Here is a 14,959-nt window from a genome sequence, read left to right as displayed (position 1 = left end):
GGTGGCGTGTTCGTTTGTGGCGCCCCTTTGCAGCATCTGCTCGCTATAAACGCAATCTCATGCCGCTGGATAATTGATCCGGTACCGAGTGCTGCGTCCACCTCCCGGTAAGCGCTCCAGACAGCCTTTTTCCAGCAACTCCGTCAGATGTCGGGTTGCCGTTGCCTTGGAAACCTTGGCTACGGCCTGGTACTGCGCGGCGCTGATACCCTGCTCAAAACCTTTTTCACCACCATCGAGCAACCGGTTAAGCACTTTGGTCTGTTCTGGCGTGAGTCCTGAGGCGCGATGGACCTGCCAGAACCGTGCCTTACCTAGCACGCTTTCGGTCTGCACCATGGCTTTGTGCAAGCTGCGTGACAGGGTCTGCAGAAACCAGCTAAGCCAATCGGTGATATCCAACGTAGCTTTCTGAGTGCTTTCGAGGGCTCGGTAATAGCCTGCGCGGTCTTCCAGAATGCTCACGGACATGGCGTAGAAACGGATTGCCTGGGCTTCGCCCTGAGCCAGTGCGAGATCGGTGAGAGTGCGGGTCAGGCGGCCGTTGCCGTCGTCGAACGGATGCAGAGTGACAAACCAGAAGTGGGCGATACCGGCCCGCAACAAAGGATCGAGTCCGGGTTGATGGCGGCTGGCCTCAAACCAGTCGAGGAACGTTTGCAATTGCCGTTCGAGACCTTGGCGAGGCGGTGCCTCGAAATGAACGGTAGGGCGGTCCAACCTGCCCGAGACCACTTGCATCGGCTCGTCCCCCCGCAGCGAACCTACGCGAATGTGCTGGTGGAAAAGTTCCTCCGCCTGCTCAGGGAACAGCCACTCATGCCATTCAAGTAGCCGCTCGACCGTCAGGGGCTGGCTGAAATGCCGGGTCGCATCCAGCAGAAGGTTTGCCAGACCCTCGCTGCGTGGGCTGACGGGGTTATCGCCGGCCCGCTCCAGGCCCAGGCGTCGGGCCAGGGACGACCGCACCGAGCCCACATTCAATTGCTCCCCTTCAATGGCCGAAGAGGTCACGATGTTCTGCAACAACGCGTCAAGTTCGTTCTGGGCGTTGAGCGCCTTAGTGACAGCGCCGGTCATTCCGAGCAATTGACCTTGGGTTTGTACGCATTCCCGTAGCAGAGGCGTTAACGCTTCAGACTGCCAGTGAAAGTTGGGCCAGTCGGGCTGTTGCCAGATCCAATAGGGTTCCATGAGTCTCTCCATTCCTGGGATGAGCCGAATAATAATGCTATTCGGCTCATTTTGTGAGCCGAATAAATTCACTAATCGGCTCACGCTCTCCTCAAGACGTGATTTCCCACACAGAATCACGCGTTCCCCGATTGTGAATAACGCGCCGAATCGCTAACCTTCGCGCCATCTACAGCCCCCGTATGGCGGGCCCCTGACGAAACCTGAAAAAAGATAATCAATGCGCCGAGGAAGGGCGCCGGGTTGCGTTGTGCATGGCAGGAGGCATACATGCGTTTTCTTTCATTGCTGATCGCGCTGACGGTCGCACCGCTGGTGTGGGCCGAGCCTACGGCCGAGATGTCGGAGCCGGTGGGCGGCTGGCGTTACAGCGGCTTGCTCGATCGCACTGAAAACCCGCAGGTGGCCTATCCCACGCCGCCCATCGACCGGGGCGTGCAGCGCAATCGCACGATGATCGAGGGCCGGCTCAAGGCCATGGGCACCGCCCGTCCGCCCCACAGCCTGGCGGTCAATGGCAATCCACTGAATCTCTATACCGACGACGAAGGCCGTTTCGCCCGGCCGTATGCGTTCGGTGCCGGCTCCAACAGCGTCGAGGTCCGCAGCTCCGAAGGCAAGTCCCTCAAGCGTGTGCAGTTCTACGAGGCCAACAACCTGCGGACTCCGGCGCAGATCCGCGTGGTGCTGGGCTGGGACGATCCCAAGGCCGAGCTGGACCTGCACATCATCACCCCGACGGTCAGCACGCCTTCTTCGGCCAGCCGGCGCTGAGCAATGGCGGCGGCCTCGACCCGGACGGTGTCGATGGCCCCGGCCCCGAAATGTTCACCATGACGGCGCCGATGCACGGCACCTACCTGGTCTACGTGAACTATTGGGGCAACTACGGCGACGGCGGCTATAACTTCGACGAAACCAGCAACCAGAACGAGGTGATCACCTCGCAGATCAATCTGGTGCTCAACGAAAACACCGTCAATGAGAAACGCGAAACCTTTGTCGTGCCCTTGCGCGCCATCGGCGATCTTTTGCTGGTCAAGACTTTCAACTACTAATTCCGCTCCACGGATGAACAGGCCCTTGTGAATATGAGCGACAACACTGCTTCCCCGACCGTGCCGACACCTGTCGCTAAACCTGCGCGCCGCTGGCCGGCGTTGCTGATCGGGCTGTGCCTGGTGGCCGGTGTCGCCGCCGGGTTGGGCTGGTTCATGCACAAGCCCAAGGCACCGCCCACGGCGCTGGCATTGGAAAAGCTCGGCCTGAGTCGTCCCGACGGGCTGCTCGAAGCCCATTCCCTGAGCCAGTTGCCCAAGGACCTGTTGGCGGTGCCGTTCCTCAAGGCCACGCTCACCGAGGATTTCGTCTTCTATTACCAGGCCCATGCCGACCGCCTGGGGCTGATCGGCAGCCTGCGCCGGATCATCTACGAGCATGACCTGAAGCTGCAGGACAGCCTGATCGAAGAGCTTTTCGACCAGCCGGCCGATGTGGCGCTGTGGCGCGGCGCGGATGGCCGGCTCAAGGATTTCCTGCTGGTGTTGGACCGCGGCGGGTTGGCCAAGGTGCTGGAACCGCTGGCGAAAGTCGCCCTGGACGATACGCAGTTGAGCAAGCTCAGCGACCTGAAGGTCGGCGGCGATGACGTCGCGCTCTACCAGCTCAGCTACAACGCCAGCAAATCCCTGGTCTTCGCCTCCCATGGCGACAAGCTGGTGGTGCTGTCCGACCCGACCAAGCTCTATGACCCGGCCAATGGGGCGTCCGAAGAGCACGGCGGCGTTTCGACCACCGCACTGGCTGCGCTGCTCAATGGCGACAAACTCTTCACCGAAGCCTTCGGCCTGCCGCCCAAGGCGCCTGAGGTCAAGCAACGTATCTCGGTCAATGCCAGCGTGCTTGCCATGGGCTACCAGCGTTTCATCCCGAACTTCGCCGGGTTGCGTTTCGACATGGACGACAAGGGCTGGCACAGCTTCCTGGCCATGGACGAACTGGAGAACCAGCCGGATTTCGACTTCAAGCCGATCTGGCAAGCCATGCCCATGGGCGCGAGTGCCTGCGTGGCCTTGCCATTGGCCGCCGAACAACAGAAACCGCTGCTGGTGAAACTCGGTGCCGAGGAGAAAGCCGCCCAGGCCATGGTCGACCATATGGCCGGCGCGGCGGGCCTGTGCTGGTACGCCGATTCGCGGCTGTACACGCCGCTGCTGGTGGCCAGCCTGAACGAAGACGACGGCAAGATCGACGCCGACCTGGGCAACCTGTTCGGGTCGATGGTGGGCGCCTATGAAAACAATGTGGCCGAGCACGCGTTCCCGGTTGTCGAGAAGCAGGAAGGCTCGATGCATCATTGGCAGCGCCAGGTGAGCTCCAATTTCGGCCCGTACCTGGCCAAGGACTCGCTGCAACCCGATGCCATCACCGGCAAGGCGTTCATGCGGGTCAGCCTGGCGCGCCACGGTTCGACCCTGCTGTTCTCCCTCGACGACAAACTGGTGGACAAGGCCCTCGGTACCCTCGACAAGCGCTTCCCGCCGATGGCCGACGTGGTGCCCAAGGACCTGCTGATGCCGTTCTACTTCGGCCCGGACTCCATGGCCCAACTGATGCAGCGTGAAACCCTGGACAGCTTGCCCCAGGACATGGAACCGGTGTTTTACAACGCCGCGCAGACCTACCTGATTCCAAAACTGCGCACCCTCGGCGGTTATGGCAAATACGCGTTGACCCTGCCGGCAGGCAGCGAGCCGGACGGCCACTGGCAGTGGTTGCCGCTGGAATGGAAAGCACTGTGACCGGACTGATCCGCACGCTCGGGCTGATGGCACTGTTCCTCGGAGGGCAGGCCTTTGCCGTGGAAACGCCGGCGCTGGATGTGCAGCAATCCCAGGTGTTCCGTGCCTGGTTCGTGCGCATCGCCGAGGAGCAGTTGAGCCGGGGGCCGAGCCCGCGTTGGTATCAGCAGGACTGTGCCGGGCTGGTGCGTTTTGCCGCCAACGAAGCGCTGAAGGTCCACAACGAAAAATGGCTGCGCAGCAACGGCCTGTCCAATCGCTACCTGCCGCCGGAGCTTGAGCTGAGCGACGAGCAGCGGCGCCTGGCCCAGCAATGGCAGCAGGGCGGCGGTAAGGTCGGGCCCTACGTCAACGCCATCAAGTTGATTCAATTCAACAGTCGCCTGGTGGGCCGTGACGTGGCCCAGGCCCGTCCCGGCGACCTGATGTTCTTCGATCAGGGCGATGACCAGCACCTGATGATCTGGATGGGTCGCTACATCGCCTATCACACCGGCACCACAACCCCTACCGACAACGGCATGCGCTCCGCAAGCCTGCAACAACTCATGAACTGGAAGGACACCCGATGGATACCCGACGCAGCCAACCCCAACTTCATCGGCGTCTATCGACTCAACTTTCTCTCCCAATGACCGGTGCCCGCATGCTGCGCTTGTGTTCGAAACTGTCCCTGCTGTTTGCCTTGTTGCTGGCCTCCTTCGTTCACGCCGAAGACACGGTGGAACCAAGCGGCTACACGCCGGTGTCCGGTGAAAGCTTCTTCCTGCTGGCCGACAGCAGTTTTGCCAGCGATGAGCAGGCCATGGTCCGCCTCGAGGCACCGGGCCGCGACTATCGCCGGTTCCGCATGGAGCCTTACGGTGGCGCCGATATCCGCGTCTATCGCATCGAAAAGCCCCTGGACTTCCTCAAGCGCCAGAAGAACCTGCACCGCGTCGTCAGCGACGGCCAGTTCAAGGGTGAAGGGCTTTCGAATACCCTCGCGTACCTGTGGGACAACTGGTACCGCAAGTCCCGGCGGGTCATGCAGCGGGCGTTCTCCTACGAGTCCCGCCAACAGGTCACCGAAGAAGTACCGGAGCTGAAGATCGGTGACGCCCTGGTCGCACCGACGCCTTACGAGGCTCCGGCCCAGTTCGCCCTGATCCCTGGCCTTCCGCTGGTCAGCCAATTCCGTTATCCGCTGTGGCAGGCCAAGCCGATCCAGCCGCCGGCAGGCGTCAACCTGGCCGGTTCGTCCAGCGAGTTCGTCAACGTCGCGCCGGGCAACGTCTACGTCCCGCTGGGCCAGCTCAAGCCTGGCCTGTACCTGGTGGAAGCACTGGTCGGCAAGTACCGGGCGACCACCATGGTCTTCGTCTCGAACACCGTGGCGGTGAGCAAGATTTCCGGCGACGAGCTGCTGGTCTGGGCCGCCCGCAAACATGAAGGCAGCTCGGTGCCCAAGGTCAATGTGCTGTGGACCGACGGCCTGGGCGTGATGAACAGCGGTGCTACCGATGAAAGCGGCCTGCTGCGGCTCAAGCACGTCAGCCCGGAGCGTTCGTTCGTCATTGGCGAGGATGAGGAGGGTGGGGTATTCGTCTCCGAAAACTTCTACTACGACAGCGAAATCTACGACACCAAGCTCTACGCCTTCACCGACCGACCGCTGTATCGCCCGGGGGATTGGGTCTCGTTGAAGATCGTCGGCCGTGAGTTCAAGAATGCCCGCGACTCGGTGCAGCCGACGGCGGCCGACGTCAACGTCAGCGTGCTGGATGCCACGGGCACCGCGCTGCAGACCCTGGCCCTGAAACTGGACTCCAAGGCCGGTACCCAAGGCCGTTTCCAACTGCCGGAAAACGCTGTGGCCGGTGGCTATGAACTGCGCTTCAGCTACAAGGACCAGCTCTATAGCAGCGCCTTCCGCGTGGCTGAATACATCAAGCCGCATTTCGAGATCGCCTTGAACCTGGCCAAGCAGGAATACCGCACCGGCGAGCCGGTCAAGGGCAACCTCGTGCTGCTGTACCCGGACGGCAAGCCGGTGGTCGATGCCACGGTGAGCCTGAGCCTGCGGGCCCAGCAGCTGTCGATGGTGGACAACGAACTGCAATACCTGGGGCAATTCCCGGTGGAGTTGACCAGCAGTGAAGTGACCACCGACGGCCAGGGCGTCGCGACGCTCGAACTGCCGGCCGCCGACAAGCCGAGCCGCTACACGCTCACCGTGTTTGCCAGCGATGGCGCGGCGTATCGGGTCAAGACCACCAAGGAAATCCTCATCGACCGCGGTGCCGCGAATTTCCGCCTGAGCGCTCGTCAGCGTTTCAGTGCGGCCGGCGAGAAGGTCGCGTTCAGCTACGTCAACGAAGGCGGCAGCGAACAGAGCAAGGCCGTGACGCCGGCCGGCTACGCCTGGGTGCGCCTGGAAGACCAGAGCACTGGCGAGGGCAAGCTGACGGCCAAGGACAAGGGCTTCACCGTGGCCTTTGACCGTCCCGGTACCTACAACCTCACCCTCAAGGACGACCACGGCCGGGTCATCGGCGCCGCGGCTCATGCGGTGACCGGCGAAGGCGTCAAGGCCGTGCCGGGCACCGTCGAGATCGTCCTCGACAAGCCGGAATACAAGGCTGGTGACGAAGCACTGGCACTGATCACCTTCCCGGAGCCGGTCAGCGATGCGCTGCTGTCCCTGGAACGGGACAAGGTCGAGGCCACGGCGCTGCTGTCCAAGGGCGGCGACTGGCTGAAAATGGAAAGCCTCAGCCCGACCCAATACCGTGCCCGCATCCCGGTGAAAGACAACTTTGCGCCGAACATGACGTTCTCGGTCCTGTACACCAAGGGTGGCCAATACAGCTTCCAGAACGCCGGTATCAAGGTGGTTACGCCGCAGATCGACGTCGCTGTCGTCACCGACAAGGCCACCTACCGGCCTGGCGACACGGTGACCGTGGACCTGAGTACCCAGTTCGCCGGCAAGGCGATTCCGGCGCACCTGACCGTCAGTGTCGTGGATGAAATGATCTACGCCCTGCAACCGGAAGTGGCGCCGACCATCGATCAGTTCTTCTATCACCCGCGCCGCAACAACGTGCGCACCAGCGCCAGCCTTTCGTTCATCAGCTACGACGTGGCATTGCCGGGCAGCCCGGGTGCGCCGGGCAAGGCCAACCGCAGCGAACGCGGGGTCAAGGTGCTGGAGCGGCCGCGTCGTGAAGATGTGGACACGGCTGCCTGGCAGCCGGAACTGGTCACCGATGCCAGCGGCAAGGCCCGCTTCACCTTCAAGATGCCGGACTCGCTGACCCGCTGGCGCATCACCGCCAAGGCCATCTCCGATGACGGCCAGGTCGGTCAGAAAAAGCAATTCATCGCTTCGGAAAAACCGCTGTACCTGAAGTGGAGCGGCCCGACCCGGTTCCGTATCGGCGACAAGCCGCAACTGGGCCTGTTCGCTTTCAGCCAGGCGGACAAACCGCTGAAGGCGGAACTGCTGATCCGTTACGCCGGTGCCGAGCAACGTGTGGTGGCGGACCTGAAGAAAGGTATCAACTACGTGGCGCTGCCAGCCATGGAGTTGAGCAGCGGTGACCTGAGTGTTCAATTGCAGTTGAGCGGTGAAACCCAGGACGCCCTGGCCGTTCACCTGAACGCCGTCGGCAATGGCTGGCAGGTTACCCAAAGCCAACGCCTCGATGTTGCCGTCGGCGACACGCCACTGGCCTTGCCGGCCGACGCCAGCGATGTTCGCCTGCGCCTGGACGACAGCCCGCAAGCGCTGTTCCGTTCCGCCCTGGACGACCTGTTGAGTTACCCCTACGGTGGCGTCGAGCAGACCGCCAGTAGCCTGCTGCCGTTGAGCATCGCGTACCCGACCCTGGCGTCGGACTCGCAGACCCGCGACCGCTTGCGCCTGATCATGCAGAACAGTCGCCTGCGCCTGGTGCAGATGGCCGGCCCCTCGGCGAGCTTCACCTGGTGGGGCCAGGACGGCGAGCCGGATGCTTTCCTGACCGCCTATGCCTATTACGCCGACTGGCACGCCAGCAAGGCGCTGGACATCAGCCTGCCGCCGGAACACTGGCAGCGCGTGCTGGAGGTCTACGCCAAGCAGGCCGGTGACACGCCGCTGTTGCAGCGCGCGTTGATCCTGTCGTTCGCCAAGCAGATGCAATTGCCGGTGAACACCTTGCTCAGCGGTCTGATGGACGATCTGGCGAAGGCCGGTGCAGGCAGCGCCGGGAGCGTGATGGACAACGGTGACGACAGCCTGGTCATGAACGCACCGGATTCGGCCCTGGGGCTGGCCAGTGCTCGGGTACTGACCGCAGCCCTCGCCAAGCAGGCGAAAGTGCCGCTGCCGGATGCTTTCAACCGTCAACTGGCCGCCGCGCAACAGCAACTGGACGTCAGCGTCGAGCCGTTTGCCCAGGCCCTGGTGCTGTCGTTGCAAACCTTCGATCAGGCCCGAGCCGCCGCGTTGCTGGAACGACTGCTGCCACAACAGTCCACCCTGGAACGGGCCCTGGCCCTGACCTGGTTGCAGCGCAGCATCGAGCAGGCGTCGCCGGCCGTGGCGCTCGCTCCTGGCGAAGGTTGGAAAGCCCGCCAAGGCGCCACCGGGGAAACCTACTGGCAGTGGCAGGGCGCGCAGTTGCCGACCACGCTGACCCTCAGCGGTGCGCAGCAGCGTCCGTTGCAAGCGGCGCTGAGCTTCCAGAGCCAGCAACCACCAGTGGCACCGATGGCAGTGTCCATCACCCGTCGGTTGTCGCGCCTGGTACCGGGTGGCGATGCCTTTACCTTCACGCTTGAGGCCGTGGGCAACAAGCCGTTGTCCAGCGACAGCCTCTACCTGGATGAAGTGATCATCAACAGTAAGGCCACCGTACCGCTGCGCTACGGCATGCTCGAAGTACCGCTGCCGCCGGGCGCCGACGTGGAACGCACTACCTGGGGCATCCAGTTGCAGGGCAAAGCCGACAGCGAACCGACGTCGCTGGAAAAGGCGCGCTTCGAGCCGGGCCAGATGGCTTATGCGGTGCCGGTGGATGCCCTGAGTGGCGAACTGCGCCTGCGTCATCTGGTGCGTTTCTCCCAGAAAGGGCAGTTCAACCTGCCACCGGTGCGCTTCACTCAGGTCTACGCACCACAGAACCAGGCCTGGGAAAAGAAACCAGCGCTCGGCCAGGTCACGGTCAACTGACATGCGCCTGCGGTGGGTGGGTTGGTTGTTGTGCTTGATACCTGCGTTGGCGACAGCGCAGGACGAACCCTTGCGCCTGGCCTTCGATGGCCAGTTGCTGCGGGTGAGCCAGACCCAGGTGCTCGATCGCCAGCCATTGCCCGATTCCCTGCAGGCCCCGCTGGGCAGTCTGTGGAAGTTGTTCGTCTACGCGTGGCTGGTGGACACCGATGCCCACGAGCCGGCCTATGAGTGCCGCGGTGAGTCGAAAGAAGAGGTTTACTGCTGCAGCGCCGGGAAGAGTATCGGTCGCGATCAGGCACTGGTGAAGTCCTGCGGCTTGTATTTCGAACCGCAGCGGCTCGGGTTGTCGGCCGCCAGTTGGCGCGACTACTGGCAGATCCGTCAGGCGCCCGAGTGGCTGCTGGACCTGCCGACCCTGCAACCGCAAAAACAGGTTCCCGTCGCGCAATTGCTCAAGGCATTGGCGACGCTGCCGGCCCAGGACCAGGCCCGCCGGGTGCTGCTGGACGTGGTACTCAACGCAGCGGATGGTCGCCTCGTCGGGCAACTGGGCAGCCGTTTGCGGGTCAAGACCTGGAGCTGGCTGGGCGACCAGGGACCGTCGTCGCGCCAGGGTGGTTTCGCCGGTTGGCTGGCCGACGGCACGCCCGTATGGGCCGGTGGACGCGGCACCAGCCAGCAGGTCCTGAAGGTGTTCGGTGATGGCCTGGCTACGGCGCTGCCGACCCAGTGGCCGGCCGAAACCGGGCGTTGCGTGGAAGTGGGGTTGTTTGCCCGTTATCCGTTGCAGCGGGTCATGTCGGGCAACCAGCCAGCCTCGCCGGGTCAGTTGCGGGGCGATTACCGTGTCGAGTTCACCAATGGCAATCAGCTGGATATCCACAGCGATGGCGAGCTGTTCCTCACGCCCGGCAAGCTGGTGGCGCGCCTGGATCGGGAGGAGTATGTCGCCCGAGTCCTGCAACGGGAGGCCAAGGCCGAGCCCGCCGAGGCGGCCAAGGCCCTGGCCGTGGCGATCCGCACCTACCTGCTGCAAAACGCCCAACGCAACGGCGATTGTCTGAGCATCGACGACAGCAGCCATCGCCAGCGCGTCGCGCCACGCCCGGCGGCACCGGAAACCCGCGCTGTCGCGGCCTGGACCAGCGATCTGGTCCTGGCCGGCACCGACGTCACCTATCACTCCGACCAATCCGGCCCGGACAAATTGTCCTGGCTGCAAGCCGTGGAACAAGCCAACGCCGGCCAACGCTACGACGCCATTCTCTTGCATGCCTATCCGCGTGCCAGCCTCAGCCGCTGGGACAATCCGGTGGCGTCCTGCGAAGCACTGCCGGCCGCCCAGGACTGGTTGCTCAAGCAGCGTCGAGGCTGGCGTTCCAGGCTGGAAAGCGAAGTGGGCTACAACGAAATCAGCTCATTCGCGGTGTGCCGCGTCGCTTTCGGCCGGCCTTACGTTGACCGTGAACGCCAGCGCATCTACGTCCGTGGCGTGCTGTCGCTGCAGGACCGTCTCGACCTGACTCACGAATATTTGCACCTGGCCTTTGAAGCTCATCCCAACGGCCAGGACGAAGACTATATCGAAGGGCTCGCCCGTCACCTCTTGCTGGAATAGACCATGACACTCCGTTACCCACAGGTCTTGCTGTTGCTCTGCGCCATGACCGCGTTGCCCCTGGCCATTGCCGCCGATGAGATCAAACTCGACACTCCGATTGGTGGGTGGCGCAGCGGGGCGCCGGGCGGCGAAGGTGAAAACTTCAGCCAGACCGTCAATTACCCGGCCTCGTCGGTCAATACGCCCCAGGGCCAGGCCAACACCGCGCGCATCACCGGCCAGATCAAGGCCATGCCCAAGGACAGCAATGACCCGGGCAAGCTCATCGTCAACGGTGTGGCCTTGCCGTTGAAACTTGATGAGGAAGGTCGCTTCGACCGGCCGTTCTCGTTCCCCAACGGCAGCAACAGCGTCGAGGTGCGCAGCCCCGATGGCCAGCACCGTCACCGCACCCAGTTCCTCAACACCAGCGGCGGCGCCACACCGGCCAAGCTGCGGGTGCTGCTGACCTGGGACAGTGACGGCACCGACCTGGACCTGCACGTCATCACCCCGGACGGCGCTCACATCTGGTACGGCGACCGCGTCGCCCCCAACGGCGCGGTCCTCGACGTCGACGTCACCACCGGCTACGGCCCGGAAATCTTCGCCATGCCCGCACCGATCAAGGGGCAATACCAGGTCTACCTGAACTACTACGGCGGCGGCTATCGCAGCGTTTCGGATGATGAGGAAGGCGACGGGGAAAGCAGCGGCGGCCAGGACGCGGTGCAAGCCCTGACCACGGCGCAAGTCACCGTGATCACCGAGGAAGGCACCCCGAGCGAGAAGATGGAAACGTTCGTCGTGCCGATGCGGGCGGTGGGGGAGCTGACGTTGGTGAAGAGCTTTAGCTATCCGTGAAAAGGAATTGTCCGACAGCGGTTGGACAATTCAATAGGCTACTCGGAGAGCGCTTATCAATCGGATGAGATGCGCTCCTGCGCATCTTGATAAACTGCTTCACGCTCGCGTTTTCCTATCGCAACAACGAGCACCACAACTTCCTGATCAATAACTTGGTAGATCAGGCGATACCGGCGCTTCGCAATTTCAACTTGTAGCAGTCGGGAAGTTGTCTAAGTCGATTGGCTTCGATGCGAGGGTTTTCAAGTACCTCGATCAGTTTCTTTTTGAACTGTTGTCGCAGTGTATCGCCTAGCTTGTTCCATTCTTTTAATGCACGTCGATCAAACTCGAGGCTATAGGTCATCCAGGCTGACCTTCACTCGTTGAGGGTTGGAAAGACGCTCCGTTACCACCGCAATGAGTGCTTCGTCTTCTTCACTGAGCAGAGCTGCTTTAAAAGGCAGCTTGCCTCGCTCTGCTACGTACTGAAGTGTCTGACGCAGCAACTCGGAAGGTGTGACGCCGAGCTTCTCCAGCTCGGCGAATGATCGCTGCTTCAGGTCGTCGTCGATGCGAATGTTGATAGAAGCCATGGGGTGGTACTTGTAATGACGTTTGACGTTACGTTAACAATTGCCTCTTGTATTCGGCAACCTCGATTTGCTGATCGGGTGTCTTTCAGACGAAGAGGAGGTCTGACGGGTGCCGCCGCTTGTCGCCTCCCCTGAATTCTCCCCCTGACTTCCAGTCGATTTCAAAGAGCCCATTCATAAAACAGGGCAAGCCCACCCTCGCGACAGGAGGCCACCCATGCGCGTCCATCACCTGAACTGCGGTTGCATGTGCCCGGTGGGTGGGGCTTTGTTCGATGGCTATAGCGGGGGGCTGACGGCGTGTCTGGTGTGTCATTGCCTGTTGATTGAAACCGACACCAACGGCCTGATCCTGGTGGACACCGGGTTCGGCCAACGGGATATCCAGACGCCGGAGCGGCTGAGCCGATTCTTTCGTGTCTTCAACAACATCAAGTTCGAACATCGCCTCACGGCCCTGGAACAGGTACGGCGCCTGGGTTTCGACGCCCACGATGTGCGCCATATCCTACTGACCCATCTGGATTTCGATCATGCCGGCGGGCTGCAGGATTTCCCCCAGGCCCGGGTACATGTGATGCGCGATGAAATGGCGGTGGCCCGCTCTGCAAACACCTGGATCGGTCGGCGTCGGTTCCAGGCCCGCCAGTGGCAGGGTGTGGACAGTTGGGAGTTCTACACCACCGAAGGCGACACCTGGTTTGGCTTCGATTCGGTGCGGGCACTGATCGGTGCGGAAGAGGAGGACATTTTCCTGGTGCCGCTACGGGGCCACACCGCCGGTCACGCCGGAATCGCCCTGCGCACCCCGGACGGCTGGATGCTGCACGCCGGCGACGCGTATTTCTTTCATGATGAAGTCCATCAGCCCGAACCCCATTGCCCACCGGGCCTGAAGTTCTACCAGTACATGATGGACACCCATCGCCCGGCGCGCCTGCATAACCAGGGGCGTTTGCGGGAACTGGCACTGTCCCGCAACCATCAGCCCGTGGACATTTTCTGCAGTCACGATGCCCGGGAATGGGAGCGCGCCCTGGCCCGGGCGCGCAAGGTCCGGGGCGATTGCACCGCTATGCCATCCGCCACCGGCAAACAGTCAAGCTGACGCTTCCCGGCGTGCAGAGCGCTCGTTTCCCCTTGCCCACTTCAAGTGGGCTTTTTTTTCAGGTCCACCAGTACCGCACCAGATGGAAGAAGATCGGTGCGGCGAAGCATACCGAGTCCAACCGATCGAGCATGCCGCCATGACCTTCGATCATGTGCCCCCAATCCTTGACGCCCCGGTCGCGCTTGATCGCCGACATGACGATACCGCCGGCAAAGCCCAGCAGGTTGATCAGCAAGGCGATGAGGAACGACTGCCAAGGATTGAACGGCGTGATCCACCACAGCGCTCCACCAATCAGCGAAGCCAGGAAAATACCGCCGGCAAAGCCTTCGACGGTTTTCGACGGCGACAGATTCGGCGCAATCTTGTGTTTGCCGAACAGCTTGCCGCACACGTACTGCAGCACGTCCGACAATTGCACCACGATCACCAGGTACGCGATCAACAGCAGGTTGCGTCCCTCAAAACCGGCGATGTCCAAGGTCAGCAGTGCCGGGACGAAGGAGATGCAGAACACCGCGATCATCAGTCCCCACTGCACCTTGGAAGCACGCTCCAGGAAGTGCGTGCTGTCGCCCCCCAGGGACGCCAGGATCGGCAGCAGCAAGAACACGTACACCGGGATAAAGATCGAAAACAGCCCGTACCAGTCGTAGTAGATCAGCAGGTACTGCAACGGCAGCGCCAGGTAGAACGCGGCCACCAGCGCCGGATAATCACTGCGCCGGGTCGGTGTGAGGGTCAGGAATTCCCGCAGGGCATAGAACGACACCGCATAGAACAGCAGGATCACCGCCGCATTGCCGAGCCAGAACGCGACGCCGATCACCAGCACCATGATCCACCAGGCGTTGATTCGCGCGTTGAGGTTGTCGATGACCGAGTTCGGCGTACCTTTGGTCTTTAGCTTGAGAATGAAACCGATCAGCGAGGCCAGCACCAGAATCGCGCCAATCCCGCCAAACAACATCAGGGTATATCGATCCATCAGACGTGCTCCGGGGCCAGTGCCAGCAGTGCGGCGCGGCTGCGTTCAAGGAAATGCTCTTTGCTTTCACCGTCTTCGATGCGAAGCGGTGCGCCGAAACTGGTGGTGCACAACAGCGGCAGGGGCAGCACGCGACCCTTGGGCATGACACGGTTGAGGTTGGCGATCCACACCGGAATCACTTCGACCTCGGGGTGGCTCTTCATCAAGTGATAGATCCCGCTCTTGAATGGCAGCAAGCCTTCATCGGGGTTGCGCGTGCCTTCGGGAAAGATGATCAGCGAGTCGCCATTTTCCAGGGCTTCGAGCATCGGTTGCAGAGGGTTGTAGGACGGGTCCTTGCGCTCCCGATCCACCAGCACGCCGTTGAACACCCGGTTGATGATGTAGCGACGCACCGGGCTCTTTTGCCAATAATCGGAACCCGCCACGGGCCGGGTGAGCTTGCGCAGCGCCGGCGGCAGTGAGGCCCAGAGCAGCACGAAATCACCGTGGCTGCTGTGGTTGGCGAAATAGATCCGCTGCACCGGCTGCGGCGCGCTGCCGAGCCACAGGCTGCGGGCGCCCGTGACCATGCGGGCCGCGGAGGTGATGAGGTTGGCAACGACGGGTTCGAGCAT

At 62.3% G+C, this 14,959-nt stretch carries 10 protein-coding genes and 2 pseudogenes; 7 read left to right on the top strand and 5 right to left on the bottom strand.

The window, feature by feature from the left end; translation table 11 throughout:
- Nucleotides 1-57: 57 nt before the first annotated feature.
- Nucleotides 58-1,194 carry a Fic family protein gene (locus PCOSP_RS25850; protein WP_464709798.1) on the bottom strand — a complete coding sequence of 379 codons (1,137 nt, stop codon included), beginning with the start codon at nucleotides 1,192-1,194 and terminating at the stop codon, nucleotides 58-60.
- A gap of 270 nt (nucleotides 1,195-1,464) precedes the next feature.
- On the opposite strand from PCOSP_RS25850, the pseudogene PCOSP_RS25845 reads away from it, so the two are divergent.
- The 6 genes and pseudogenes from PCOSP_RS25845 to PCOSP_RS25820 all read left to right on the top strand — a co-directional run bounded on the left by PCOSP_RS25845 (nucleotide 1,465) and on the right by PCOSP_RS25820 (nucleotide 11,662).
- A pseudogene (locus PCOSP_RS25845) lies at nucleotides 1,465-2,252 on the top strand (YfaP family protein).
- A gap of 33 nt (nucleotides 2,253-2,285) precedes the next feature.
- On the top strand, nucleotides 2,286-3,995 hold the full coding sequence (locus PCOSP_RS25840; protein ID WP_464709797.1) for a DUF2138 domain-containing protein: 1,710 nt from the start codon (nucleotides 2,286-2,288) through the stop codon (nucleotides 3,993-3,995).
- A 26-nt stretch (nucleotides 3,996-4,021) separates the two neighbouring features.
- Nucleotides 4,022-4,630, top strand: coding sequence for a DUF1175 domain-containing protein (locus PCOSP_RS25835; protein ID WP_230166570.1), 609 nt, complete (start codon nucleotides 4,022-4,024; stop codon nucleotides 4,628-4,630).
- Entirely contained in the window at nucleotides 4,627-9,195 is a 4,569-nt protein-coding gene (locus tag PCOSP_RS25830) for an alpha-2-macroglobulin family protein (protein ID WP_464712002.1), read from the top strand. The genes PCOSP_RS25835 and PCOSP_RS25830 overlap by 4 nt, the downstream gene beginning before the upstream one ends.
- 1 nt (nucleotide 9,196) lies before the next feature.
- Nucleotides 9,197-10,816 carry a DUF2300 domain-containing protein gene (locus PCOSP_RS25825; protein ID WP_464709796.1) on the top strand — a complete coding sequence of 540 codons (1,620 nt, stop codon included), beginning with the start codon at nucleotides 9,197-9,199 and terminating at the stop codon, nucleotides 10,814-10,816.
- A 3-nt stretch (nucleotides 10,817-10,819) separates the two neighbouring features.
- Nucleotides 10,820-11,662 (top strand): YfaP family protein, encoded by an 843-nt coding sequence (locus PCOSP_RS25820; protein ID WP_139650223.1) that lies wholly within the window; start codon nucleotides 10,820-10,822, stop codon nucleotides 11,660-11,662.
- A gap of 56 nt (nucleotides 11,663-11,718) precedes the next feature.
- On the opposite strand, the pseudogene PCOSP_RS25815 reads toward PCOSP_RS25820, so the two are convergent.
- Both PCOSP_RS25815 and PCOSP_RS25810 read right to left on the bottom strand, forming a co-directional pair.
- A pseudogene (locus PCOSP_RS25815) lies at nucleotides 11,719-12,011 on the bottom strand (type II toxin-antitoxin system RelE family toxin).
- Entirely contained in the window at nucleotides 12,001-12,240 is a 240-nt protein-coding gene (locus PCOSP_RS25810; RefSeq protein ID WP_047702740.1) for a type II toxin-antitoxin system RelB/DinJ family antitoxin, read from the bottom strand. Before PCOSP_RS25810 ends, PCOSP_RS25815 begins: the two are co-directional and overlap by 11 nt.
- A 217-nt stretch (nucleotides 12,241-12,457) precedes the next feature.
- Between PCOSP_RS25810 and PCOSP_RS25805 the strand changes: the two genes are divergently transcribed.
- Nucleotides 12,458-13,348, top strand: a complete 891-nt coding sequence (locus PCOSP_RS25805) for an MBL fold metallo-hydrolase (RefSeq protein ID WP_464709795.1) — start codon at nucleotides 12,458-12,460, stop codon at nucleotides 13,346-13,348.
- A gap of 58 nt (nucleotides 13,349-13,406) precedes the next feature.
- Here PCOSP_RS25805 and PCOSP_RS25800 read toward each other — a convergent pair whose 3' ends face one another.
- Both PCOSP_RS25800 and PCOSP_RS25795 read right to left on the bottom strand, forming a co-directional pair.
- Nucleotides 13,407-14,339 (bottom strand): phosphatidate cytidylyltransferase, encoded by a 933-nt coding sequence (locus PCOSP_RS25800; protein ID WP_024778387.1) that lies wholly within the window; start codon nucleotides 14,337-14,339, stop codon nucleotides 13,407-13,409.
- Nucleotides 14,339-14,959, bottom strand: coding sequence for a lysophospholipid acyltransferase family protein (locus PCOSP_RS25795; protein WP_139650227.1), 621 nt, complete (start codon nucleotides 14,957-14,959; stop codon nucleotides 14,339-14,341). Before PCOSP_RS25795 ends, PCOSP_RS25800 begins: the two co-directional genes overlap by 1 nt.

The organism is Pseudomonas sp. MAFF 730105, assembly GCF_055380705.1.
This window is presented reverse-complemented; position numbering and strand designations above follow the sequence as displayed.